This is a genomic window from Saccharopolyspora karakumensis (assembly GCF_004349225.1).
Classification (GTDB): domain Bacteria; phylum Actinomycetota; class Actinomycetes; order Mycobacteriales; family Pseudonocardiaceae; genus Saccharopolyspora; species Saccharopolyspora endophytica.
Genome location: NZ_SMLA01000020.1, coordinates 17,016 through 40,037, shown reverse-complemented (window position 1 = coordinate 40,037; position 23,022 = coordinate 17,016). Strand labels below are relative to the sequence as shown.

Annotated in this window: 24 protein-coding genes; 20 read left to right on the top strand and 4 right to left on the bottom strand. The window is 71.1% G+C overall.

Annotated elements, in window-relative coordinates; genetic code table 11:
* Positions 1–34 precede the first annotated feature (34 nt).
* The 15 genes from E1202_RS15345 (at position 35) to E1202_RS15275 (ending at position 14,149) form a co-directional block, all read left to right on the top strand.
* Positions 35–592, top strand: coding sequence for a YceI family protein (locus tag E1202_RS15345; RefSeq protein WP_132683801.1), 558 nt, complete (start codon positions 35–37; stop codon positions 590–592).
* A gap of 131 nt (positions 593–723) precedes the next feature.
* Positions 724–909 carry a hypothetical protein gene (locus E1202_RS15340; protein ID WP_132683799.1) on the top strand — a complete coding sequence of 62 codons (186 nt, stop codon included), beginning with the start codon at positions 724–726 and terminating at the stop codon, positions 907–909.
* Positions 910–989: 80 nt separating this feature from the next.
* A complete protein-coding gene (gene qcrB, locus E1202_RS15335; RefSeq protein WP_132683797.1) occupies positions 990–2,627 on the top strand; it encodes a cytochrome bc1 complex cytochrome b subunit in 1,638 nt (545 codons plus the stop codon).
* A 43-nt stretch (positions 2,628–2,670) separates the two neighbouring features.
* On the top strand, positions 2,671–3,585 hold the full coding sequence (locus E1202_RS15330) for a ribonuclease Z (RefSeq protein WP_132683795.1): 915 nt from the start codon (positions 2,671–2,673) through the stop codon (positions 3,583–3,585).
* A gap of 96 nt (positions 3,586–3,681) precedes the next feature.
* A complete protein-coding gene (locus E1202_RS15325) occupies positions 3,682–4,191 on the top strand; it encodes a mycothiol transferase (protein WP_132683794.1) in 510 nt (169 codons plus the stop codon).
* Between the two features lie 39 nt (positions 4,192–4,230).
* Entirely contained in the window at positions 4,231–4,713 is a 483-nt protein-coding gene (locus E1202_RS15320) for a DnaJ family domain-containing protein (protein ID WP_132683792.1), read from the top strand.
* Between the two features lie 182 nt (positions 4,714–4,895).
* Positions 4,896–5,399, top strand: a complete 504-nt coding sequence (locus E1202_RS32610) for a winged helix-turn-helix domain-containing protein (protein WP_132683790.1) — start codon at positions 4,896–4,898, stop codon at positions 5,397–5,399.
* A 77-nt stretch (positions 5,400–5,476) separates the two neighbouring features.
* Positions 5,477–6,772 carry a transcriptional regulator gene (locus tag E1202_RS15310; protein ID WP_132683789.1) on the top strand — a complete coding sequence of 432 codons (1,296 nt, stop codon included), beginning with the start codon at positions 5,477–5,479 and terminating at the stop codon, positions 6,770–6,772.
* Positions 6,773–6,968: 196 nt separating this feature from the next.
* The gene (locus E1202_RS32605) at positions 6,969–7,091 is read left to right on the top strand and encodes a hypothetical protein (protein ID WP_268952328.1); all 123 of its coding nucleotides are present in this window, start codon (positions 6,969–6,971) and stop codon (positions 7,089–7,091) included.
* A gap of 89 nt (positions 7,092–7,180) precedes the next feature.
* Entirely contained in the window at positions 7,181–8,167 is a 987-nt protein-coding gene (locus E1202_RS15300) for a LacI family DNA-binding transcriptional regulator (protein WP_132683787.1), read from the top strand.
* A 10-nt stretch (positions 8,168–8,177) separates the two neighbouring features.
* Positions 8,178–9,650, top strand: a complete 1,473-nt coding sequence (locus E1202_RS15295) for a mannitol dehydrogenase family protein (RefSeq protein WP_132683785.1) — start codon at positions 8,178–8,180, stop codon at positions 9,648–9,650.
* 25 nt (positions 9,651–9,675) lie between these two features.
* Positions 9,676–11,013, top strand: coding sequence for an MFS transporter (locus tag E1202_RS15290; protein ID WP_132683783.1), 1,338 nt, complete (start codon positions 9,676–9,678; stop codon positions 11,011–11,013).
* A 105-nt stretch (positions 11,014–11,118) separates the two neighbouring features.
* On the top strand, positions 11,119–12,321 hold the full coding sequence (locus E1202_RS15285) for a sensor histidine kinase (RefSeq protein WP_132683781.1): 1,203 nt from the start codon (positions 11,119–11,121) through the stop codon (positions 12,319–12,321).
* Positions 12,318–12,995: a response regulator gene (locus E1202_RS15280; protein WP_268952327.1), complete on the top strand. Its 678-nt coding sequence runs from the start codon at positions 12,318–12,320 to the stop codon at positions 12,993–12,995. Before E1202_RS15285 ends, E1202_RS15280 begins: the two co-directional genes overlap by 4 nt.
* A gap of 95 nt (positions 12,996–13,090) precedes the next feature.
* On the top strand, positions 13,091–14,149 hold the full coding sequence (locus E1202_RS15275; protein ID WP_132683777.1) for a DUF418 domain-containing protein: 1,059 nt from the start codon (positions 13,091–13,093) through the stop codon (positions 14,147–14,149).
* Between the two features lie 9 nt (positions 14,150–14,158).
* Here the strand turns inward: E1202_RS15275 and E1202_RS15270 are convergent, their stop codons facing one another.
* On the bottom strand, positions 14,159–14,947 hold the full coding sequence (locus tag E1202_RS15270) for an MBL fold metallo-hydrolase (RefSeq protein WP_132683775.1): 789 nt from the start codon (positions 14,945–14,947) through the stop codon (positions 14,159–14,161).
* 78 nt (positions 14,948–15,025) lie between these two features.
* Here E1202_RS15270 and E1202_RS15265 point away from each other — a divergent pair, with 78 nt between their 5' ends.
* A complete protein-coding gene (locus E1202_RS15265; protein WP_132674176.1) occupies positions 15,026–15,235 on the top strand; it encodes a DUF2277 domain-containing protein in 210 nt (69 codons plus the stop codon).
* Here the strand turns inward: E1202_RS15265 and E1202_RS15260 are convergent.
* Positions 15,222–17,156, bottom strand: a complete 1,935-nt coding sequence (locus E1202_RS15260) for a primary-amine oxidase (protein ID WP_132683773.1) — start codon at positions 17,154–17,156, stop codon at positions 15,222–15,224. The two genes, E1202_RS15265 and E1202_RS15260, sit on opposite strands and share 14 nt — an antisense overlap.
* A gap of 163 nt (positions 17,157–17,319) precedes the next feature.
* On the opposite strand from E1202_RS15260, the gene E1202_RS15255 reads away from it, so the two are divergent.
* Positions 17,320–18,573 (top strand): amidohydrolase, encoded by a 1,254-nt coding sequence (locus E1202_RS15255; RefSeq protein WP_132683771.1) that lies wholly within the window; start codon positions 17,320–17,322, stop codon positions 18,571–18,573.
* 10 nt (positions 18,574–18,583) lie between these two features.
* Here E1202_RS15255 and E1202_RS15250 read toward each other — a convergent pair whose 3' ends face one another.
* Positions 18,584–18,925: a hypothetical protein gene (locus tag E1202_RS15250; protein WP_132683769.1), complete on the bottom strand. Its 342-nt coding sequence runs from the start codon at positions 18,923–18,925 to the stop codon at positions 18,584–18,586.
* Between the two features lie 208 nt (positions 18,926–19,133).
* Between E1202_RS15250 and E1202_RS15245 the strand changes: the two genes are divergently transcribed.
* Complete coding sequence (locus E1202_RS15245) at positions 19,134–19,919, top strand: DUF1932 domain-containing protein (RefSeq protein ID WP_132683768.1); 786 nt, start codon at positions 19,134–19,136, stop codon at positions 19,917–19,919.
* A gap of 25 nt (positions 19,920–19,944) precedes the next feature.
* On the opposite strand, the gene E1202_RS15240 is transcribed toward E1202_RS15245, so the two are convergent.
* On the bottom strand, positions 19,945–20,757 hold the full coding sequence (locus E1202_RS15240) for an oxygenase MpaB family protein (protein WP_132683766.1): 813 nt from the start codon (positions 20,755–20,757) through the stop codon (positions 19,945–19,947).
* Positions 20,758–20,841: 84 nt separating this feature from the next.
* On the opposite strand from E1202_RS15240, the gene E1202_RS15235 reads away from it, so the two are divergent.
* Positions 20,842–21,462 carry a TetR/AcrR family transcriptional regulator gene (locus tag E1202_RS15235; protein WP_132683764.1) on the top strand — a complete coding sequence of 207 codons (621 nt, stop codon included), beginning with the start codon at positions 20,842–20,844 and terminating at the stop codon, positions 21,460–21,462.
* Positions 21,463–21,524: 62 nt separating this feature from the next.
* Positions 21,525–22,991, top strand: a complete 1,467-nt coding sequence (locus E1202_RS15230; RefSeq protein WP_132683763.1) for a CoA transferase — start codon at positions 21,525–21,527, stop codon at positions 22,989–22,991.
* Positions 22,992–23,022: the final 31 nt, after the last annotated feature.

Sequence of the window (23,022 nt, the reverse complement as noted above, 5' to 3'; positions counted from 1 at the left end):
CCGAACCCCCGTGGGAAGACCGGAGCGACAACCCATGAGCGAAGCCACCGACCTCGGAAAGCTCACCGGCACCTACGCCATCGACCCGGCGCACTCCCGGCTGGGATTCGTCGCCCGGCACGCGATGGTGACCAAGGTGCGCGGGCAGTTCCTCGACGTCGACGGCGAGATCCGCATCGACGCCGACGACCCCGCCAACTCCACCGGCACCGCGCGGATGAAGACCTCCAGCATCAGCACCGGCCAGGAGCAGCGCGACGAGCACCTGCGCACCGCCGACTTCTTCGACATCGACAACCACCCGGAGATCGTGTTCACCTCCACCTGCGTGCGGCCGCAGGGCGGGAACACCTTCACCGTCACCGGCGACCTCACGATCAAGGGCACCACCAAACCCGTGGAGTTCGACCTGGAGCACACCGGCCAGGCCAAGGACCCCTTCGGCGAGATCCGCGTCGGGTTCGAGGGCGGACTGCAGGTCAACCGGAAGGACTGGGGCCTGACCTGGAACGCCGCGCTGGAGACCGGCGGCTGGCTGGTCAGCGAGAAGATCACCGTCGAGCTCGACATCTCCGCGGTCAAGAAGGCCTGACGCCCCCCGCCGGACGCTGCTGCGGCACACGCGTCCCAGACGTGACACGCGTGACCCCTCGCGCGACGGCTGGGGCGGGTGTGCAAGGTAGGGTTCCTGCGGCGCCGGGCGGACCGACGGAGGCTGATCGCATGAACCGCAAAGCCGTGACCGTGATCGTGATTCTCGTGGTGCTGGTGTGCGGCTCCCTGCTGGTGCGCGACCCCGTCTCCGCCGCTGAGGCGGTCCGCAACGCGGTCACCACCATCGTGGGCGCGGTGACCACCGTCATCGGCTCGCTGACCACCTTCTTCGAGGCCCTCTTCCACGCGAAGTAGCACGAACTCGGCTGCTCGGCACCGCCGAAAGCAGTAGTCTGGGTCGGCAATGTCGTGAATCCGGGACACCTGGGGTCGACATGAGCAAGCTGACCCAGCCGACGAAGCCCGAGAGCAAGCTGTCCCGCTCGGTGGCCGAGGGAGCCGACGAGCTGGACAAGCGGTTCCGCGCGGCACCGGGGATGCGGCGCCAGCTCAACAAGGTCTTCCCCACCAACTGGGGCTTTCTGCTCGGCGAGATCGCCCTCTACAGCTTCATCGTCCTGCTGCTGACCGGCACCTACCTCGCGTACTTCTTCGACCCGTCGATGGCCGAGGTGACCTACGACGGCAGGTTCACCAACCTGCGCGGCGTCGAGATGTCCCGGGCGTTCGAGAGCACGCTCGACATCTCCTTCGAGGTCCGGGGCGGGATGTTCGCCCGGCAGCTGCACCACTGGGGCGCGCTGATCTTCATGGCCGCGATCGTGGCGCACATGTTCCGGATCTTCTTCACCGGAGCGTTCCGCCGGCCGCGCGAGACGAACTGGCTCATCGGCGTCAGCCTGTTCGTGCTGGGCATGTTCGAGGGCTTCATCGGCTACTCGCTGCCCGACGACCTGCTCTCCGGCACCGGCCTGAGGATCGCCTCCGGCATCCTGCTGTCCATCCCGGTCATCGGCACGTGGCTGCACTGGCTGCTGTTCGGCTCGGAGTTCCCCGGCACCGAGATCATCCCGCGCTTCTACCTGTTCCACGTGTTCCTGCTGCCCGGGATCATCCTCGCGCTCGTCGCGGTCCACCTGGCGATCGTGTGGTACCAGAAGCACACCCAGTACCCGGGCCCCAAGCGCACCGAGTCCAACGTGGTGGGCGTGCGGATCATGCCGGTGTTCGCGGCGAAGTCCGCCGCGTTCTTCCTCATCGTCACCGGCGTGCTGGCGATCATGAGCGGCATCTTCCAGATCAACGCGATCTGGAACTTCGGTCCCTACGTCGCGTCGAAGGTGTCCTCCGCCTCCCAGCCCGACTGGTACATGATGTGGACCGACGGGATGGGCCGCTTGTGGCCACCGTGGGAGCTCTACCTCGGGCCGTTCACCATCGGATCCCCGTTCTTCCCGCTGATCCTGGGCATGGGCCTGGTGTTCACCATCGCCGCCGTCTACCCGATGCTGGAGCGCAAGCTCAGCGGCGACGACGCGCACCACAACCTGCTGCAGCGCCCGCGCGACAACCCGGTCCGCACCTCGCTGGGCATCATGGCGATCGCGTTCTTCGTCGTCGTGCTCATCTCCGGGATGAACGACATCGTCGCCTTCGTGTTCAACCTGTCGCTGAACATGATGACCTGGGCCGGGCGCATCGGGGTGCTGGTGCTCCCACCGCTGGCCTACTACATCACCTACCGGGTCTGCATCGGGTTGCAGCGCAGCGACCGCGAGGTGCTGGAGCACGGCGTGGAGACCGGCATCGTCAAGCGGCTCCCGCACGGCGAGTTCATCGAGGTCCACCAGCCGCTCGGCCCGGTCGACGAGCACGGCCACCCGGAACCGCTGGACTACCAGGGCACCCCGGTGCCCAAGAAGATGAACAAGCTCGGCGCCGCGGGGCACTCCGTCCCCGGCAGCCTGCTGCGGCCCGACCCGCCCGAGGAAACCCGGGCGCTGGAGTCCGCGCAGGAACAGGACGAGGAATCGCAGGTGAAATCCGGTCGACCACGCCCGCCCGAGGACTGAGGTCCGCGCCGCGCGAGCCGATCCGGCGCATAGGGTGCTGGACGTGTCCAACCGGGAACTCGTCGTGCTCGGCACCGCAAGCCAGGCGCCGACCCGCACCCGCAACCACAACGGCTACCTGCTGCGCTGGGACGGTCTGGGGCTGCTGTTCGACCCGGGTGAGGGCACGCAGCGGCAGATGACCTTCGCCGGCGTCAGCGCCAACGACGTCGACCACCTGTGCATCACGCACTTCCACGGCGATCACTGCCTGGGCGTGCCCGGGGTGGTGCACCGGATGTCCAGCGACCGGGTTCGCGGCGCGGTGCACGCGCACTACCCGGCGTCGGGCGCGAAGTTCTTCGGACACCTGCGCTACGCGGCGGCCTACGACGACACCGTCCAGCTCGACGAGCACCCGATCACCGGCGACGGCACGATCGCGCGCGGCCCGTTCGGATCGTTGCGCGCGGTGCGGCTGGACCACCGCATCGAGGCGTTCGGCTACCGGCTCGAGGAACCCGACGGGCGCCGCATGCTGCCGGACGCGCTGGCGGAGCTCGGCGTGCGCGGGCCCGACATCGGCACGCTCCAGCGGCAGGGGTCGGTGCGCATCGGCGACCGGACCGTGGAGCTGGCGGAGGTCAGCCAGGAGCGGGCCGGGCAGCGGTTCGCGTTCGTGATGGACACCCGGCTCTGCGACGGCGTGTTCGAGCTGGCCGCCGACGCGGACATGCTGGTCATCGAATCGACCTTCCTCGACCAGGACGCCGACCTCGCCGACCGGTACCGGCACCTGACCGCCGCGCAGGCCGCCCGGGTCGCCGCCGACTGCGGGGTGCGGTGCCTGGTGCTGACCCACTTCTCGCAGCGCTACACCGATCCTCGCCGCTTCCACGACGAGGCGGCGGAGGTCTTCGACGGCACGATCGTCGTCGCCTCCGATCTCGACCGCATCCCGGTCCCGCCGCGACGCTGACACGGCAACACGCCGTCGCAGATCCGCTGCCGGTGGCGGTGCTGCGCCGTACCGTGTGCGCAAGCGTTTGCCGCCGGATGTGAGGAGCGGAACCGGATGACCAGCGCCGATGTGCTCGTCGATGCGTTCAGCCGGATTCAGGCAGTGGTGCACGAAGCGGTCGCCGGTCTCGACGAGGAGGCGCTGGCGCACCGCATCGACCCCGAGTCCAACTCGATCGCTTGGCTGCTGTGGCACCTGGCGCGGGTGCAGGACGACCACATCGCCGACGTCGCCGAGACCGAGCAGGTGTGGCTGGTGCAGAACTGGGCCGCGCGGTTCGGGCTGCCGTTGGACGAGGAGGACACCGGCTACGGGCACGACTCGGAACAGGTCGAGTCGGTGCACGCCTCCGGTGAGCTGCTGACCGGCTACTACGACGCGGTGCACGAGCAGACGCTGCGGTTCGTCACCGGCCTCGGCGACGACGACCTGGACGAGGTCATCGACGCCAGCTGGTCCCCGCCGGTCACCCTGGGCGTGCGCCTGGTGAGCGTGATCGCCGACGACCTGCAGCACGCGGGCCAGGCCGCGCTGCTCAACGGGTTCCTGCGCCGCACCGCCTGACGGTGGCGCGCGGTCGCGCTCGTACCGGACAATCGCGTCATGGCCGAGCGCAAACCTCCCGGGGTCACCTTCGAGTCGTGGGTGGACCGGCAGATCCGCACCGCCCAGGAGCGCGGCGAGTTCGACGACCTGCCCGGCGCGGGCAAGCCGCTGCCGGGGGCCGGTGCGCCGCTGGACGAGCAGTGGTGGATCAAGGAGCAGATCCGCCGCGAGGGCCTCTCCGGTGACGCGCTGCTGCCCACTCCCCTGCGCCTGCGGCGCGAGATCGACGAGCTGCGCGAGACCGTCGCCGAGCTGACCAGCGAGCAGACCGTGCGCGAGGTCGCGGGCGAGCTCAACCGGCGCATCGTCGAGCACCTGCGCTTCCCGGTCGGCCCGCAGATCGCGATCGCACCGGTCAACGTGGACTCGCTGGTCGAGCGCTGGCGGTCGCAGCGACCGGCCGCGCAGGCTCCCGAGGCCCCGAAACCGGCCGCCGAGCAGCCCTACGCGCCGCGCAGGCGCCGCTGGTTCCGTCGCTGACCTGCGTATTCCCACTGTACGAGCGCGCTTTGACGGTCGTCATCGACCCTGATTCCATCTGGTGGCATGGCCTCCGGACCGCTGCTGGTGCAGCGTGCGCACATCGACCTGCTGTGGGTCGCCTCCGCTGCGTGTCCGCGCGGTTGAGCTCTTCCGCTCCCGCCCGTTCACACCCCGCAGCGATGGAGAAGCGTGCCATGACGCTGGAACCGACAACAGCGGACTTCGCCCCGGCCGACGCCGGTCTCGTCGAGGTCACCGCCCGATTCGTGGTCACCCGCGAAGACCTGGGCCTGCTCGAGAGGATACTGACCCGCAACGCCGAGCTGCGCGAAGCGATCCCGGCGCAGTCCACGGTGGACACCGCGCCGGTGGAGTCGCCGAAGCTGCGAATCCTGGTCCACGCCAGGCAGATCGTCCGCCCGGACGGCACCCACATCCGCTTCACGCGGCTGGAGTTCGACCTGCTGCTGTTCCTGGCCCGCAACCCGGGCCGGGTGCACCACCGCAACACGCTGCTGGCGGCGGTGTGGGATTTCTCCAGCGAACCCCGCACGCGCACGGTCGACGTCCACGTCCGCCGGCTCCGCAACAAGCTCGGTCCCGAGATGGATCTCATCACGACGGTGCGCGGCGTCGGATATCGACTCGATCACGCCGAGCGCATCCGAATCATCACCGACTAGACCGACCGCGTTGACCCCGACCACTGATCGCGCAATCCTGGTGAAGTTTCGTCGGCGAACTGAATCCAGGTGGGGACATGAGCGTGGTGATCGGCGTCCTGGTACACGCGCGGCACCAAGAGGTCTTCCGCCAGGCAGCGAGCACCGTTTCCGGCGTGACACTGCGCTGGGCCGTCTGCGGGGAATCCGCCCAAGCCGTGGACCGGTTGCGGGAACTGCTCGCCTCGCCGGGGGTGAACGGTCTGCTCATCGGGCCGCGTTCCTACGAGGCCGTGCGCGGTCGGGTTCCGGAGGACCTCCCGGTGGCGGTGACACGACCTAGCTCGCTCGAGCTGGCGCTGGCGGTCGCCAGGATGCGCAGCGACTACCCCGAGCACCGCAGGGCCAGCATCGACACCTTCGACCACCACGTGATCAAGGAAGTCGCCACCACGCTCGGCGTCCGCCACTCCGCTCTCCCCTACGCCACCGATCAGCCGATCGCCGAGATCGTGGAGCACCACCGCGCGGCGCTGCGCAACGGCGGCGTGGTGATCACCCCGCGCCTGGAGGTCGCCGAGGCGCTGCGCGCGGAGGCACCGGTGGTCGACACCGACCTGCTGGCGGCATCCGTGCGCGCCGAGCTGCAGGACCTGCTGCTGCGGGTGAAGGCCGGTCAGGCCGAGGATTGCCGTTTCGCCGCCGGGGTCTTCCAGGTCCGCGAGGGCGAGGACGTCGAACGCGCGCGGGCGGGGTTGCGCGAAATCCTGTTGCAGGACCCGCATTTGGCCGGCTCCTGGGTGGAGAACCGGGGCAAGCGCGGGCTGGTCCTGTTCGCCCACAAGGCGCTGCTGGAACGCGCGACAGCGGGCTGGCAGGTGGTTCCCGCGTTGCAGCAGGCCGAACGGAGCATGGACGTGCGCATCGCCGCGGGTTTCGGTTTGGGCGCTTCGGTGCGCGCCGGGATCGCGCTCGCCGAGCGCGCGGCGGTGCGCGCCGAGGCCGAGCCGCACTCCTGCGGGTTCGTCATCCAGGACAGCGGCGTCATCATCGGGCCGATCGGCGGTGCCGGACGGCGCACCGAATTCGCCTACCGGGACCACAGCGCCGAGCTGGAGCGGATGGCGCGCGAGGTCGGGTTGAGCCCGACCACGCTGTCCCGCCTGGTGTCGCTGGAACGCGAGTTGCGCGGACGCGCGGTCTCGCCCAGCGAGCTGGCCACCTTGCTCGGCATCACCGATCCGAGCGGGAGGCGGCTGATCCGCAAGCTCGGCACCGCCGCACTGGTCACCTCCGAGGGAAGCGCGCAACCCACCCGGCGCGGCCGTCCGACCCGCCTCTACCGGCTGCGCGTCGGCGAAGCCCTGGGCCAGTCGGGCACCGCCCTCGACTAGTTGCGCTCAGCCGGGGTCGCGCAGTGCGGCGTCCAGTGCGCGACCACTTCGGTCAGCGGATCGAGTCCCCGCGAAGACGCGCATCGAGCTCACCCATCGCGGAAGCGACTTCCTGTCGGCCCGAGTGGACTCGGGGCTACCGCAGCGACACCTCGACCGTGGAGGTCACCGACCGGCTCGTCCCGGGTGAACGGAGGTGCCGATCCGGATCTGGTGGCCGGGGACGTTCCACGGCTCGCATGCGATCGTGTCGACCGAGGTCTCGCAGCGGCAGATCGCCGAAGTCGGGCAGGTGCTGCGCCGCGCTCTGGCCGGATGAGTTCGGCAAGCGGTTGACAAGTTTGCGCAAGGTTGGTCAAGATCTGCTCTGCCCGGCGCACCGCCCGGGCGCGACGGAGCGGAGGGGCGATGGCGCCGACCTTGACCGACGTGGCGAAGCGAGCCGACGTCGCGTTGTCCACGGCGTCGCGCGCGTTCAGCGACCCGCAGCGGCTCGGCCCGGACACCTTGCGCAAGGTCCTCGACGCCGCCCAGGAGCTGGGCTACCAGACCGCCAAGCCGGCGGAGGCGCAGGTCGCCGGTTCCACGGTGGCGATGGTCGTGCCCGACATCGCCAACCCCGTCTACGGCACGCTGGTCAAGGCGGCGCAGGGCGAAGGCCGGCGGCGCAGGCACACCCTGGTGCTCCACGACACCGACCGCGACCCGGAGCGCGAACGCGAGGCCATCGCGCACCTGCGCAGCCAGGTGTCGGCCATCGTGCTGTGCTCGTCGCGGTTGCCCGCCGACGAGCTCGTGGAGCTGTGCGGGTCGACGCCGTCAGTGCTGATCAACCAGGAGCACGACGCCGTGGACTGCGTGCTCGCCGACGCCGGTGACGGCCTGCGCCAGGCCGTCGACTACCTCGCCGCGCTGGGCCACGAGCGCATCGCGTTCGTCTCCGGCTCCACCCACTCCTGGTCCAGCCCCCGCCGCGTGCGGCTCGTCGAAGCCCTCGCAGCCGAGGCCGGCATCTCGCTGCACGTGCTGGACTGGCACGCCGAGACCGTCGCCGCCGGAACGGCCGTGGCCGCCAGCGTGCTGGCCACCGGAGCATCCGCGGTGATCACCCACAACGACCTGGTCGCCTTCGGCGTGATCAAGGGCGCTCGCGCCCTGGGGGTGCAGGTCCCCGAGGGGCTCAGCGTCATCGGCATCGACGACGTGGCACTCACCGAGGTCTCCCGGCCGTCGCTGACCAGCATCTCCATCCCGTGGTCCAAGGCGGGATCGCTGAGCATGGAGCTGCTCGGCCCGATCCTCGGCGGACACCGACCGCCGCCGCGCAAGCACCTGCTGCCCTCGCACCTGGTCGTGCGCGACTCGACCGCTCCCGCCGCCCGCCGGCCCGCCTGATTGGTTCGCCATGCAACGACTCACCGCGTCCACCACACCCGCCTCCGCACTGCAGCACCACCGCTCGCTGGGCGCGCCGGGCATCGTCCACCTGGGACTCGGCAACTTCCACCGCGCGCACCAGGCCGTGCACACCGCCCGCGCGCTGGAGCACACCGAGGGGCCGTGGGCGATCGTCGGCGTCGCCAACTCCTCGGCGACCATCGCCCAGGCCATGCGCGAGCAGGACATGCGCTACGGGGTCGTCGAGATCTCCCCGGAACGCACCGAGATCGGCGTCCCGGCCGTGCACAGCGACGTGCTGGTCGCCGCGCAGCAGCCCGATGCCGTGCTGGACGCGCTGTCGGCGCACGAGACCCGCATCGTCACGCTGACGATCACCGAGAAGGGCTACAGCTACTCGCCGCGCACCAAGTCCCTCGACCTCGACGACCCGGCGATCCGGGCCGACCTCGCCGGTGGCGCGTCGCGGACCACGATCGGCCGGCTGGCCCGCGCGCTCCAGCGCCGCGCCGCCACGCACGCCTCGCCGGTGGCGATCCTCAGCTGCGACAACCTCACCGGCAACGGCGAGCTCACCGGACGCCTGGTGCGCGAGTTCGCCGAGGCCCTGCCGGCCGCCGAGCGCGACGACCTGCTCGCCTACCTGCGCGGCTCGGTCAGCTTCCCGAACGGGATGGTCGACCGGATCGTGCCGGCGACCACCGACGCCTACCGCAAGGCCGTCGCCGACCGGCTCGGACTGCGCGACGAGGCCCCCGTGCCCGCCGAACCGTTCAGCATGTGGGTGCTGGAGGACCACTTCGCCGCCGGGCGTCCGGCCTGGGAGCACGGCGGTGTCACCTTCACCGACGACGTCGAGCCCTACGAGCTGATGAAGTTGCGGCTGCTCAACGGCACGCACTCGCTGATCGCCTACCTGGGCGCGCTCGACGGCTGCGACCTGATCTCCGAGGCCACCGCCCGCCCGCACATCGCCGAGGCCGCGCGACGGCTGATGCGCGCCGACTACCTGCCGACGCTGACGATGCCCGCCGACATCGACTTCGAGGACTACTCCGCCCAGCTGTTCACGCGCTGGAGCAACAGCGCGCTCGGCCACCGCACGCGGCAGGTCGGCTCCGACGGCTCGACCAAGCTCGCCCAGCGCGTCCCGGAACCGGCCGCGCTGCACCTCAAGGCCGGTCGGGTGCCGCAGCACCTCGCGCTGAGCGTGGCCGCCTACCTGCGCTGCACCACCGCGCCCGGGACCACCGAGCACACCGCGGCGATGGTCGATCCGGCCGCCGAAGCGCTGCGCACCGCGCGCGCGAACGCCTCCGGCACGCGCGCGTTCGTCGCCGCCGCCCTGCGCGACGGACTGCTGGGCGACGAACTCGCCGCGCACCAGGAGTTCCAGGCGCGGGTCGCCGAGCTCGTCGACGTGCTCAGCGCCCACGGGGTCGCCGCGGCGACCGAAGAAGCCCTGCAAGCCGACGGATAACCGCACGACAAGATTGCGTGGACCCATGAGCGAACAAAGAAGTTCCACTGCGGACACCACCGAAGCCCCTCCCGACCGCAAGGCCGTGCGGCGCGCGGCGTGGGCCGGCCTGATCGGCACGACGCTGGAGCAGTACGACTTCGTCATCTACGGCACCGCGTCGGCGCTGATCTTCAGCAAGTTGTTCTTCCCGAACATCTCGCCGGTCGCCGGGATCCTGGCCTCCTTCAGCGCCTACGCGGTCGGGTTCGCCGCGCGGCCGCTGGGCGGGCTGATCTTCTCCCGCTTCGGTGACCGCCTGGGCCGCAAGTGGGTCCTGGTGGCCACGCTGCTGCTGATGGGCGGGTCCACGCTGGCCATCGGACTGCTGCCCACCTATTCGCAGGTGGGGCTCTTAGCGCCGATCCTGCTGGTCGCGTGCCGGTTCTTCCAGGGCATGGGCGCCGGCGCCGAGCAAGCCGGTGGTGCCACGCTGCTCACCGAGACCGCGGGCAGGGGCAAGCGCGGCGCGCTGGCGTCGCTGGTGATGACCGGTGCCGCGCTGGGCACCGCGCTCGGAGCGGTCGCGTGGATCCTCGCGCAGTCGCTGCCCGAGGACGCCTTGATGAGCTGGGGCTGGCGGCTGGTGTTCGGCAGCAGCCTGCTGGTGACGATCGCCGCGCTGATCATCCGGCGCAAGCTCAACGAGAGCCCGGTCTTCCAGGAGCTCAAGGAGCAGGTCGGCGAGACGAAGGCGCCGGTAGCCGAGACGTTCCGCAAGGGCCGCAAGCCGCTGCTGCTGGCGTTCTTCCTCAACGTCGGTTCCAACGCCCAGTCCTACACCTACCAGGTGTTCATGGCTTCCTACCTGGTCTCCACGGTCGGCGTGGACAAGGCGTTCGTGCCGAAGGTGCTGCTGCTGGGCGCGATCTGCGGCGGCATCGCCGCCTTCGGGTTCGGCGCGCTGTCCGATGTGGTCGGCCGCAGGAGCGTCTACTCCACGATCATGGGCGCACTGGTGCTGCTTCCGGTGCCGACGTTCATCGCGCTCAACACCGGCTCGCCGGTGGCGATCACGGTGGCGATCGTGCTCGGGTTCATCCTGGCCTGCCACGGTTCGGTCGGCGTGCAGATGAGCTACTTCCCGGAGCTGTTCGGCAACCGCTACCGCTACGCGGGCGTGGCGCTGGGCCGCGAGTTCTCCTCGGTCGTCGGCGGTGGCGTCGCCCCGCTGATCTGCGCGGGTCTGATGGCCGCGTTCGGCGGATCGTGGATCCCGGTCGCGATCTACATGATGGTGATGATGGCGATCAGCTTCATCGCTTCCCTCGTCGCCCCGGAGACCGGGGACCGCGACCTCAACGTCGCCCACGACGCGGTCTGAGCTGGTGCACCCGGAGCGGGCATCGGCCGCGCGGCCGATGCCCGCTCCGCCACATCGTCCGCGCGGCTGATCCGGCGGGGAACCCGCATGTCCTAGCCTTTCGACGTGCACAACGAGGTTCCCGCCGAGGGCCCTGCCCTCCCCCGCCCCGCCCGGCACGCGCTCACCGCCGGGCTGTGCGGGGCGCTGCTGCTCGTGTGGTTGCTGGACCTGGAGTCCTCCGACGGCATCCGCGACGGGGACAACAACTGGATCCCGCCGCTGGTCGCCGGAGCCGTCGCCGCGCTGCTGCTGTTCATCCCCGACCGGTACGTCTCGCTGCACCGCCGTTGCTGGATCGCCGCGGTCGGCTCGCTGGCGCTGACCGCGACGATGCTGCTGACGACCGAGGTCAGGGGCAACTGGGGCGTGCTGGAGTCGATCTGCCTGCTGATCCTGCTCGGTCGGGCGTGCCGCCGGATCCCCGTGCCGCTGGTCGCTCTGCCGCTCGGCCTCGCCGTGATCACCGGTCCGGCGCGGACCTTCGGCTGGGATCCGGAGGAGTTCACCTCCGTGCTCTCCTACGCGTTCCTGCTCACCTTCGCCACCGGTGGCGTGGTCGGCCTGAGCTGCTACCTGCGCGTCCTCGACTCCCGCCGGGCCCGCGCGGTGGAGTCAGTGCGGCAGGGCGAACGCCTGGAGCTGGCGCGCGACCTGCACGACTTCGTCGCCCACCACGTCACCGGGATCGTGGTGCAGGCCAACGCCGCACGCGCCATCCGCGACACGGCGCCCGAGAAGATCGACGCGATCCTCACCGAGATCCACGCCGCGGGGACCGAAACGCTCGACTCGATGCGGCGGCTGGTCCGGGTGCTGCGGGAGGTCGACGGACCACCACGGCGCCAGGGCGAGCTGTTCAGCGAGATCGCGGCGCTGGTCAGCGATTTCTGCAGCGGCGAGGACCAGCGCGCGACGCTGTCGGTCGCCGCGGCGGCCCGCAGCGCTCGGCTCGCTCCCGAGGTGGAGACCTCAGTGCACCGGCTGGTGCAGGAATCGCTGACCAACGCGCGGCGGCACGCCCCCGGCGCGGTGGTGTCGGTGCGGATCGACCTGACCGACGACCGGCTGCGCGCGGAGGTCGCCAACACCCCACCCGCCGAGCGGGCCGCGCCGCCCGTGGGCGGCCACGGCGGGTTCGGCGTCGTCGGACTTCGCGAACGGGTGTCCGCCGTAGACGGCACGATGGAGGCGGGTGCCACGCCCGACGGCGGATGGCGCATCGCCGCCGACTTCCCGGTGCTGGGCGTGCCAGACTCTTCGGCGTGAGCGACACCCCGACACGAGTGCTCATCGCCGACGACCAGCGGTTGGTGCGCAGCGGTTTCCGGATGATCCTCGACGCCCGGCCGGACATCGAGGTGGTCGGCGAGGCCGCCGACGGCGCCGAGTGCGTCGAGCTGGCCCGGCGGCTCCGCCCGGACGTCTGCCTGGTCGACATCCGGATGCCCGAGCTCGACGGCTTGGAGGTGACCCGGGTCCTGGCCGGTGCCGCCACAGCCGAACCGATGCGCGTGGTCGTCGTGACCACCTTCGACCAGGACGACTACGTGCACGAGGCGTTGCGCAACGGCGCCTGCGGGTTCCTGCTCAAGGACGCCAGTCCGGCGCTGCTGGTCGAAGCCGTGGAGGCCGCGCACCGCGGGGACGCGCTGATCTCACCGGCGGTCACGGTGCGCTTGCTGCACCGGCTGGAGACCCGGGAAGCACCGGATCGAGCGCGGACGCCGCCCGCGGTGCTGTCCGAGCGCGAACTGGGCGTGGCGCGGCTGGTGGCGGTGGGCCGCACCAACCAGGAGATCTGCGCCGAGCTGCACCTCTCCCTCGGGACGGTCAAGACCCACCTGACCAACATCCAGTCCAAGCTGGGGACGCGCAACCGGGTGGAGATCGCGGCGTGGGCGTGGTCGACCGGTGCCGTCCCCGCCGACCACACCGGCTGACGGTCAGCCGGCCGCCGGATTCCGGACTTTCGGCCGAGGCGAATCGGCCCGCAGGCCGAGGCGGAGAGCTGCGCCTGCGGTGCACCGTAGCGGTCATGAGCACCTCAGGAAGCGAATCCTCCCGGGCCGTCGTGGCCCGAACCGTTGATCCACCACCGTCCCGCCCGACCGGTCCCGGCGGTTCCGCGCCGCGCCGGGTCACCGAGTGGGACGCCCTCCGCGGTTTCGCGCTCTGCGGCATCCTCCTGGTCAACATCCCGCAGATCACCCGCATGGCCCACGGCTCCGAGAACGGCGCGTCGCACCTCATCTCGAACGGCCTCGGGATGCTGGTGGAGCAGCACTTCTACCCGATCTTCGCGTTCCTGTTCGGGCTGAGCTTCTCGCTGTTCCTGGAGGGCGCGCAGCGCTCGCGCCGTCCCCGCCTGATGCTGGCGCGCAGGCTGCTCGTCCTCGGGCTCCTCGGCGCCGCCCACCACGTGCTGCAGCCCGGCGAGGCGCTGCTGCCCTACGCGATCTTCGGGCTGCTGGTCCTGCTGCCCGCGTCGTGGTTGCCGACCCGCGTGCTGGTGCCGGTGAGCGTTCTCGCCGCACTCGCCGGGTTCACCGCGGTCTCGGGCGGGATGTTCAGCATCCCGGGGCTGTTCCTGCTCGGCCTGGCGTGCGCCCGGACCGGGATCGCGCGGACGGTCGACCGCCGTCCCGGACAACTCGCGGTCGTGCTCGTCATCGCGGTGCTGCTGAGCGTTCCCGCCGTCTGGGCACAGCTGGTGTACCCACCGGACGGTCCGCTGACGACCCGCATCGCGGCGGCTGCCGGTGTTCTCGGCGCGGTCGCCTACGCCTCGGCGTTCCTGCTCGTGCTCCGCACGAGGATCGGCCGACCGCTGGCGGCGCTGGTGGAACCGCTCGGCCGGATGGCGCTGACCAACTACCTCACCGCCACGCTCCTGGTCGTCGCCGTGGCCGGGCCGCTGGGCCTGCGCGAATCCACCGACTGGTCCACCGCGCTCGGGCTGGCGTTGATCGTTCTCGCCGTCCAGGCCGCCTTCAGCCACTGGTGGCTCGGGCACTTCCGGTACGGGCCCGCGGAGTGGGCGCTGCGCACCGCGACCTGGTGGAAGCCGATGCCGCTGCGCCGGGTGCCCGCGTAGGTCGGCTGCTCACTCCTCGTTCACGAACCGCAGGTAGCGGGCTGCCGAGCGCTGGACGATCTCGTGGGCACCGGTGGGGATCACGGTGTCCCACCAGGCTCCGTGGAGGGAGTCGAAGGTGAGCTCGTCGAGGAGCTCGGCGGCCCGCCGGACCACGCTGGGGCGTTCCGGGATGAGGTTCGGGTAGCTGTACATGAAGCCGACATGCGTGCGGTCCGGGATGACCTGGACGATGTCGCCGGTGAACAACGAGCCCTTCCCGGCGGCGCTGTGCAGGACGGCGCCGCCGGCGAAGTGGACGCCGAGGTTGATCAGCGTCAGGCCGGGGACGATCTCGTGGGTCGTGCCGCCCCAGAACCGGATCGCCGGGTCCGGGCGGCCGACCCACTGCCGGTCGGCTTCGTGCAGGTGGATGGGCACGTCGAAGGCGCGGGCCCACTCGATCATCGTCGTGTAGTAGTGCGGGTGGCTGATGGCGATGCCGATCAGGCCGCCCAGGTCGTTGATCGCGCTGACGATCTCGTCGTCCAGGTAGGCCGTGCAGTCCCAAAGGACGTTGCCCGCGTCGGTGCGCACCAGCAGCGCGCGCTGGCCGATGGCGAACTTCGGTTCGCAGCCGATGCCGAGCACGCCGCCCTCGTCGCGCAGCACGGCGCTGCGCTCGGCGCGGAGGGCGTCCAGGTCGGTCCACTGCTGGCCGTCGCGCGGCACCCACTGGCGTTCGTCCTCGCAGATCGGGCAGTCCTCTCGGGCCTCGGCGTACTGCATCCCGCAGGTCGCGCAGATCGGCAGCCCCATCGTCGTCCCTCCCCGGTGTCGGCGCCCGGAGCCAAACTACCGCTGGTCGCTGTCAGAGGTGAGGCGGACAATGCGGGCATGTGCCGCAGCATCAAGACCCTCCGCCCGCCCTACGCCGAGCAGGTCACCGACGCCGACGTCCGGGCGGCCGCCCTGCAGTACGTCCGCAAGATCTCCGGGTTCCGGGCGCCGGCCGCCCACAACGCCGAGAGCTTCGAACAGGCGGTGGACGAGATCGAGCGCGCCACCGCGAAGCTGCTCGGGTCGTTGCAGGTCAGAGGCCGGTAGATCCCTCCCCGTGACAGCCGGTGCCGGTCGAGCGCGGGACGTCGAGGGTGGGGTTGCGGTCGAAGAACCCGACCGGCGTGAGCGTGAAGCCCGCGCGGTCGACGGGCATGATCGGCCAGTCCTCGGGCCGCGGGAAGTGGGTGAGCCCGAATGTGTGCCAGACGACGATGTCCTGGCCGTCGATGTCGCGGTCCCGCGCCGTCCAGGCCGGTAGCCCCGCGCCTCCGGGGTTCTGGTTGACCAGGTCGCCGGCCGGGTAGCGCTGCTCGCGGTCGTAGCGGGTGACCCACAGGTGCTTGGTCGCGAAGGTCCCGCGGGCGTGCACCGAGGCGGACTCGTCGGCGAGCATGACCGGCCGGCCCTCGGGGTGCAGGACGTAGGAGACGTTGTCGCCGTAGCGGTTCTGGCTGCCGGGGTTGACGATGTGCCACGTCCGGGCCCGGGAGTTGTCGGCGAGCCGGGCGGCTTGCCCCTCGGTCCTCAGCCGGGTCCTCTTGGCCCGGAACGCGTTTCCGCGCGGGTTGGTCTCGCTGACCGGGACGCGTTCGGCCTCGACCTCCTCCACCGCGTTGCGCTGCCCGTCCACGGCCACGTCGAGCCGAGCGCAGAACAGGTGCTGGTGGAACGGGGCGCCCAGGCCGGGGGCGATCTGGGTGGCGTACTCGTGGCCCTCGTCGGGGTAGGCGGCGGTGAAGGTGATGCCGGTGGCCTTGCACTCCAGCTGGATGGTGCCGTCGAGGTAGAAGTACCAGTAGAAGCCGTAGTCGTAGTTGCCGACGGTGGTGAAGAACGAGATCACCAGGCGGCGCTGGCGCCGGGTCTCCTGCGAACCGGTGAACAGGTCGGTGTGCTTCCAGAGCACCCCGTAGTCCTCTTCGTGCATGCAGATGCCGTTGCGGATGGTGCGCGGCCTGCCGAAGTCGTCGGCCACCACGGCGTCGAAGTAGTGGATTTCGCCGAGGCAGTCGCAGCCCAGTTCCAGCGAGTTGGTGTAGCGGGCGAACATGTACTCGCCGCAGTCGAAGTAGTTCTGCCAGAACCGCACCGGCGACGGATCCGCGTAGGGCACCACCATCTCGGCGATCGAGGCGCGGTGCAGCACCTGCCGCTGGTGGAAGGACAGCTGGTGCAGGGTGAGCCCTTCCCGCTCGTTGAAACCCAGCCGCAGGTCCCAGTTCTCCCAGCGCACCCGGTGGCCCTCGACGGTGAAGCTCGGGCCCTCGGGCTGGGTGATCTCGATGGGCCGAAGGCTCGTGCGGGCCGGCCCGGTGACCTCGGGGTCGTCGAAGTTGCCGGACTCCTGCGGGACCGGGAGCTCGCGGTGGTCGACGATGCGGGTGACCTCGCGGTTGGTGAGATCGATGTAGGCGCACAGCCCGTCCACCGGGTGCGCCCACGGGTGGTCGGCCGGGTGGAACTGCTGGAACCCCAGCGACCGGATGATGCGCTTGCCCCGCTCCCCCGGCTCGTCGTAGACGCCCGCCGACAGCGGCGCAGCGCGCACCGTGGCCGGGTCGATCCCGCGCTTGCGCAGCGCCGAGGTCCAGCGCTCGTCGGCGTTGACGATCTCCTCGACCAGCTCGAACTCGGTGTCGATGATCGGCGGCTGCCCGTCCACCGCCGGGTCCAGCCGGCGCACGGAGTCCACAGTGGATCGCGTGGCGGAGACGACGGTGTCGTGCGAGACGCCGCTGGCCAGGTCCAGCAGCACCGCCCGGAACCGGCGGTCCGCTTCCTGTCCCGGTCGGTGGGCGAGCGCCGCGTCCCTGTCGGGTTCTTCGAGCGTGACGAAGGTGAACCGGACGTTCTCACCGAGCAGGCCGGCGCCGTCGAGCGCCGCGCGGACCGCGGTCACCTCCTCGGCGGTCATCGGGTCCAGCGGGTGCGCGGTCGTGGTGGCGGGCTGCTCGGCAATGGTCATGCTTCCCTCCCCGGAACGGCCGCCGGTCCGGCGGCGGCAGGCCACCCCAGCATGGCGCTGATGGCTCTCGCAGGCGAGGCCGATCCCCCGATGAGACCCCACGCGCTTCGCCTGCGGTGTGCGAGGTGCGAGGGTGGCTCCGTCGCCCACGGGAGGAGCAGGGATGTCCGGGCTGCTGGCCGGGTTGGAAGACCGCGTCGCAGGTGTCCGCGAGCTCTACGAGGACCTGCACCGGAACCCGGAGCTGTCGTTCCGGGAGGAGCGCACCGCCGGGGTCCTGGCGCAGCGCCTGCGGGCGGCCGGCTACGAGGTGACCAGCGGGGTCGGCGGGACCGGCGTCGTGGGCGTGCTGCGCAACGGCGACGGGCCGGGCGTGCTGCTGCGGGCGGACATGGACGCGCTGCCCGTCCGCGAGGTCGAGCAGGTCCCCTACCGCAGCACGGCCGTCGGCGTCGACGCCGACGGCAACGAGTCACCGGTGATGCACGCCTGCGGGCACGACGCGCACATGGCGGCCCTGATCGGTGCGGCCGAGCAGCTGGCCGCGCGTCGAAACGCCTGGTCGGGAACGGTTCTGGCGGTGTGCCAGCCCGCCGAGGAGGTCGGCGGCGGTGCGCGGGCCATGATCGACGACGGTTTCCTGGACCGCTTCCCCGCCTTCGACGTGGCCCTGGGCCAGCACATCGCCTCCGCCCCGAGCACGCACCTGTACGTGCGGCCCGGGGTGTTCATGGCCGCCGCCGACAGCCTGCGGGTCACCGTGCACGGCCGCGGCGGGCACGGCGCGCAGCCGCAGGCCACGGTCGATCCGATCGTCATCGCCTCCTCGATCGTGCTGCGGTTGCAGACCGTGGTGGCGCGGGAGATCTCCCCCGAGGACGTCGCGGTGGTGACCGTCGCCGCGGTGCACGCGGGCGGCAAGGAGAACGTCATCCCCACCACCGCCGAGCTCAAGCTCAACGTGCGCACCTTCGACCCGGAGGTGCGGGAGACCGTCCTGGCCGCCATCGGCCGCATCGTCCGCCACGAGGCCGCGGCAGCGGGCGCGCCCCGCGAGCCCGACATCGAGCCGATCAACTCGTTCCCGCTGCTGGTCAACGACGTCGACGCCGCCCGACGGGTTTCCGACGCCTTCGCCGGACAGTTCGGTGACGAGTTCGTGCACACGCCGCAGGCCAAGGCCGGCAGCGAGGACTTCGGCGCGTTCGGCACCGCGGCCGGGGTACCGTCGGTGTTCTGGAACTTCGGGGGTTTCGACCCCGCGCTCTACGCGGACCCGGCGAGGCCGAACGCCGCGGTGGCGGCCGGGAAGGCGCCCGGCAACCACTCGCCCGAGTTCGTGCCGACCGGCCTGGAACCCACCCTGCTGCGCGCTTCGTCCGCCCTGCTCACCGCAGCCGCCCTCTGGCTCGACTGACCGGGCGCGCTCACGCCTCCGGTTCGGCGGGCTCGGCGCTGCTGTCGTGCCTGGAGCGCACGAACACGCCGATGCCGAAGCAGACGATCGCACCGATGACGATGAGCATCACCGCACCCGGTGCGTGGCCGTGACCCACGTGCTGCACGAAGAACAAGCCGACCACGTAGGGCGCGGTGACGGCGATGCCGATCCGCGTCGGCAACCACAGGCCGGCGAAACCGGCGAGGATGCCACCGGTGAGGAACCCGCCGACCGTCGGATCGTCGAACCACACGACGACCAGGAACGCCGCCATCAGCACCAGCACACCCGCTGCGCGTGCGCGAGGGCGCTTGATCTCCGCCGCCAAGGTCCGCCTCCGGTTCCGGTTGATGTCCGCCTGCAGCCGCCCACTGTAGCCGGTGATCAACTCGCCGTGGGGCCTTTCTCGAAGTGCGCCCGCGGCGGAGGTGGTGGAGCCGGGACGCGTGAGCCCGGGAACACTTCACCGGCCACGGCTGACCGACGGGCTAGTTTCGGGGTGGATGCGTCGGTGGAGCGACTGGAGGTGGCACCGGATGGAGCAGTCGGAGCGGACCGTGATCGGCGTGCTGGGCCTGGGCGAAGCGGGCGGTGCGTTCAGCGCCGGCCTGGCGGCGGCGGGCGCGGTGGTGCGCGGTTACGACCCCGCGGTGGCGGCCGGGCCGGACCTCATAGCGGCCACCAGCGAGTCCGATGCGGCGACCGGCGCGGATCTGGTGCTCAGCGTGAACCGCTCGGCGGTCGCCGTGGAGGCGATGGAGTCCGGTATCGGCTCGCTCCCGCGGGGTTCGGTGTGGGCCGACCTCAACACGGCGTCGCCGGAGAAGAAGCGCCGGCTGGCCGAGATCGCCGAGGAGCGCGGTGTGCCGTTCGCCGACGTGGCGATCATGGCACCGGTCCCGGGGCCGAGGCTCCAGGTCCCGCTGCTGGTCAGCGGATCCGGCGCGCAGCGCGCGGCCGAGCTGCTGCGCGGCTTCGGCGCGAACGTCGAGGTCCTCGACGGCCCGGCGGGGCTGGCGGCGACCCGGAAGTTGTTGCGCAGCGTCTACTTCAAGGGCATGGCCGCCTCGATCGTCGAAGCCCTGGAGGCCGCCAGGGCCGCCGGCTTCGAGGACCTGCTGCGGGAGAACATCATCGCCGACTTCACCGCGGCGGGTGAGTCCACCGTGGACCGCATCGTCTCCGGCACCTACCAGCACGCGGTGCGCCGCACCGACGAGATGGCCGCGGCCACCGAGATGCTCACCGACCTCGGCGTCACCCCCACCATGGCCGCCGCCAGCCGAGACCTCCACGCCCACCTCAACCCGCACCCCCGCTGACGAATCGCCCTGGGCCCAACCGCTCCTACGCCACCGGCAGACCGCGTCGCATGCGCAGGCGCAGGTCCCACAGGGCGAGGTTGAACGGGAAGCGGCGCAGCGGGCGCGGGGCGCGACCGCCCACCGCCGAGACGACCGCGATGATCCGGTCGAAGCGGGCCTGGTCGCGGGCCGTCCAGGGCAGGCGCATCTCCTCGCGGAACCTCGGCGGCAGGAACCCGGTGGTCATGAACACGTTGAAGGGGCCGAACACGGCGCTGAGCGGTTTCGGCAGGAACTTCAGCGCGGCCACGTCGTGCAGGAACTCGCGCACGGTGTCGTCGATGTGGACCTCGGCGAGCTGGGCGTTCCAGTACCGGTCGAACTCGGCGCGGTCGGCGGGCCACATGTCCTCCCGCACCTGCAGCGTCGTGCCCAGCGGGGCCGAGAAGCGGTAGACCTCGTCGAGGTCGGCGGGATCGGAGATGTCGCGGAACAGGCGGTGGACGTCCTCGATCCCCTTGTACATGCAGGCCGCGACCCACAGCTGCAGCTGCGGGTCGAAGGCGTTGTAGGACACCGGACTCCGCTCGGTGGAGCGGACCTGGGCGTGCTGCGCGTTCACCGCGCGCCGGTACGCCCGGCGCTCCTCGTCGGTGCCGAGGGTGGCCACCGCGATGTAGGTGATCGTGGTGCGGGTGCGCTTGGCCGGGCGCTTGAACAGGTTTCCGCTGTCGACGCGGCTCTCCACCACGCCGTACCCGACGCCGGGACGGCTGAGCTGCATGATCACGTTCGCGGATCCGGCCAGCAGGCCGGCTCCCAGGACCGAGTTCTCCACGCCGCTGCTGCGCCGCATCGCACGACCTCCACGGCCAGATCTGGGAACGGTCGTTGTCAAATCCATGAGACGAGTCGCGCTGGGGGATGTCAAGATGGTTCGGTGGCCACCACTCCTCTGCGCGTCTACGGCGGCGTGACGGGTTCGGACCGCCAGGCCGAACGTCGCGCCTTGTTCATCGAGGCCGGGCTGGAGCTCCTCGGTTCCTCCGACGGCGATCCGAGCCTGACGGTGCGCGGGGTCTGCCGGCAGGCGGGACTGGCCAACCGCTACTTCTACGAGAGCTTCACCGACCGCGACGAGCTGGCCACCGCCGTCTACGACCACGTCGTCAACGAGATCGCCACCACCGCGCTGGACGCCGTGACCGTCGTCGAGGAACCCGAGAGCAAGGTGCGCTCCGGCCTGACGACGATCGTGCAGCTCATCTCAGACGATCCGCGTCGCGGACGGCTGCTGTTCTCCCCCTTCCTGGCGGGAACACCGCTGGCGCACCGGCGGGCCGAGTCGACGCGGCTGTTCACCCAGCTGATGGGCACGCAGGCGCGGCAGGTCTACGGCGTGCAGGACGGTGCGAGGCTGGAGCTGCTGTCGAGCTTCCTGGTCGGCGGACTCGCCCAGACGCTCACCGCCTGGCTCGACGGCGGGCTGGACGCGTCGGAGTCCGAGATCGTCGAGTGGTGCAGCGAGATCTTCCTGGCCATCTCCGAGTTCCCGCAGTAATCGGCAGTCCCGCCGACCACCGCGTCGACCGCCGGTGGTCACGTCCCAGACGGGAGCGAATCGTGACGCTGACCGACCGGATCGCCGCAGCTGTGGCCGCGCCCCGCACCGACGACGACTTCGACCCCCACGCCGAGTTGACCGAGGTCCTGGCCGGGATCGGGATGAGCCCGGTCGACACCGGCGGCCGGGTGCGGTTCCTGGGCGCCGACCCGGTCGTGCCGAGCACGCTCCGGCTGGGCGCAGCGGCGGCGATCACCCTCGCGGCCAAATCCGCGGCGATCGCGCGGTTGTGGCGGCTGCGCGGTGGCGAAGGGCAGGACATCGAGGTCGACCTGCGCACCGCACCGCACCGGTTGTGCCCCTTCTACGACCGCAGGTGGGAACTGCTCAACGGCTATCCCGGCGCCGGGGATGCCAACCGGTCCTTCGGTTTTCGCTTCTACCCCACCGCCGACGACCGCTGGGTGATGCCGCTCAACCCGTACCCGAAGCTCAAGGCCGGTGCGCAGCGGCTGCTCGGCGTGCCGGAGGACTCCGAGGCGGTGGCGGCGGCCATCGGCCGGTGGAACGCCCGCGACCTCGAAGAGGCCGGGGCCGTCGCCGGTGTCGTGATGCCGATGCTGCGCAGCGCCGAGGAAGTCCTCGCCGAGCCGCAGCACACCGAGCACTTCGCCGCGATGCCGCTGGTGGAGATCGAGCGCATCGGCGACGCCGAACCCGAAGCCCTGGCACCGGGCGTCGAACAACCGCTGTCGGGTGTCCGGGCGCTGGGCATGGGGCACGTCATCGCCGGTGCCGGGACGGGTCGGGCGCTCGCGCTGCACGGCGCGGACGTGCTGAACCTGTGGCGGCCGGGCGAGTTCGAGCACGAGGGCGCCTACATGAGCGCCAACGTGGGCGTGCGCTCGGCGACGATCGATCCCCGAGAGCACCGTCCCGCGGTCGCCGAGCTGCTGGTCGGCGCGGACGTCTTCTACGCCAACCGGCGGCCCGGCTACCTCGACGAGATCGGGCTGTCGCCCGCCGAGGCCGCCGAGCTGCGGCCCGGGATCGTGCACGCGACCACCACGCTCAACGGTGAGCGCGGACCGTGGGCAGACCGGGTGGGTTTCGACCAGACGGCGGGCAGCCTGGTCGGGATGATGGACCTGGAGGGTGACGGCACCAGGCCGATGCTCCCGCCGATCCTGGTGGTCAACGACTACATCGTGTCCTGGCTGCTCACCGCCGGGATCACCGCGGCCCTGACGCGGCGCGCCACCGAAGGCGGCAGCTGGCGGGTCCACGTCTCGCTCACGCGCGCGGCGCTGTGGATCCTGAGCCTCGGGGTCTTCGACCGCTCCTACGCCTTCGACACCGCCGGGCGCGGCGAGCAGCACGCGTACCTGGATCCCGAGACCTTCACCGCGGACACACCTCTGGGCCGCTACCAGGGCGTCACGGACCAGGTCCGCATGACGGCGACGCCGGGCCACTACCGCCACGTCCTCCTCCCCCGGGGCTCGAGCCGCCCCCAGTGGCTCTGACCCCGCGACCAGTCCAGGACAGGGAGGCGGT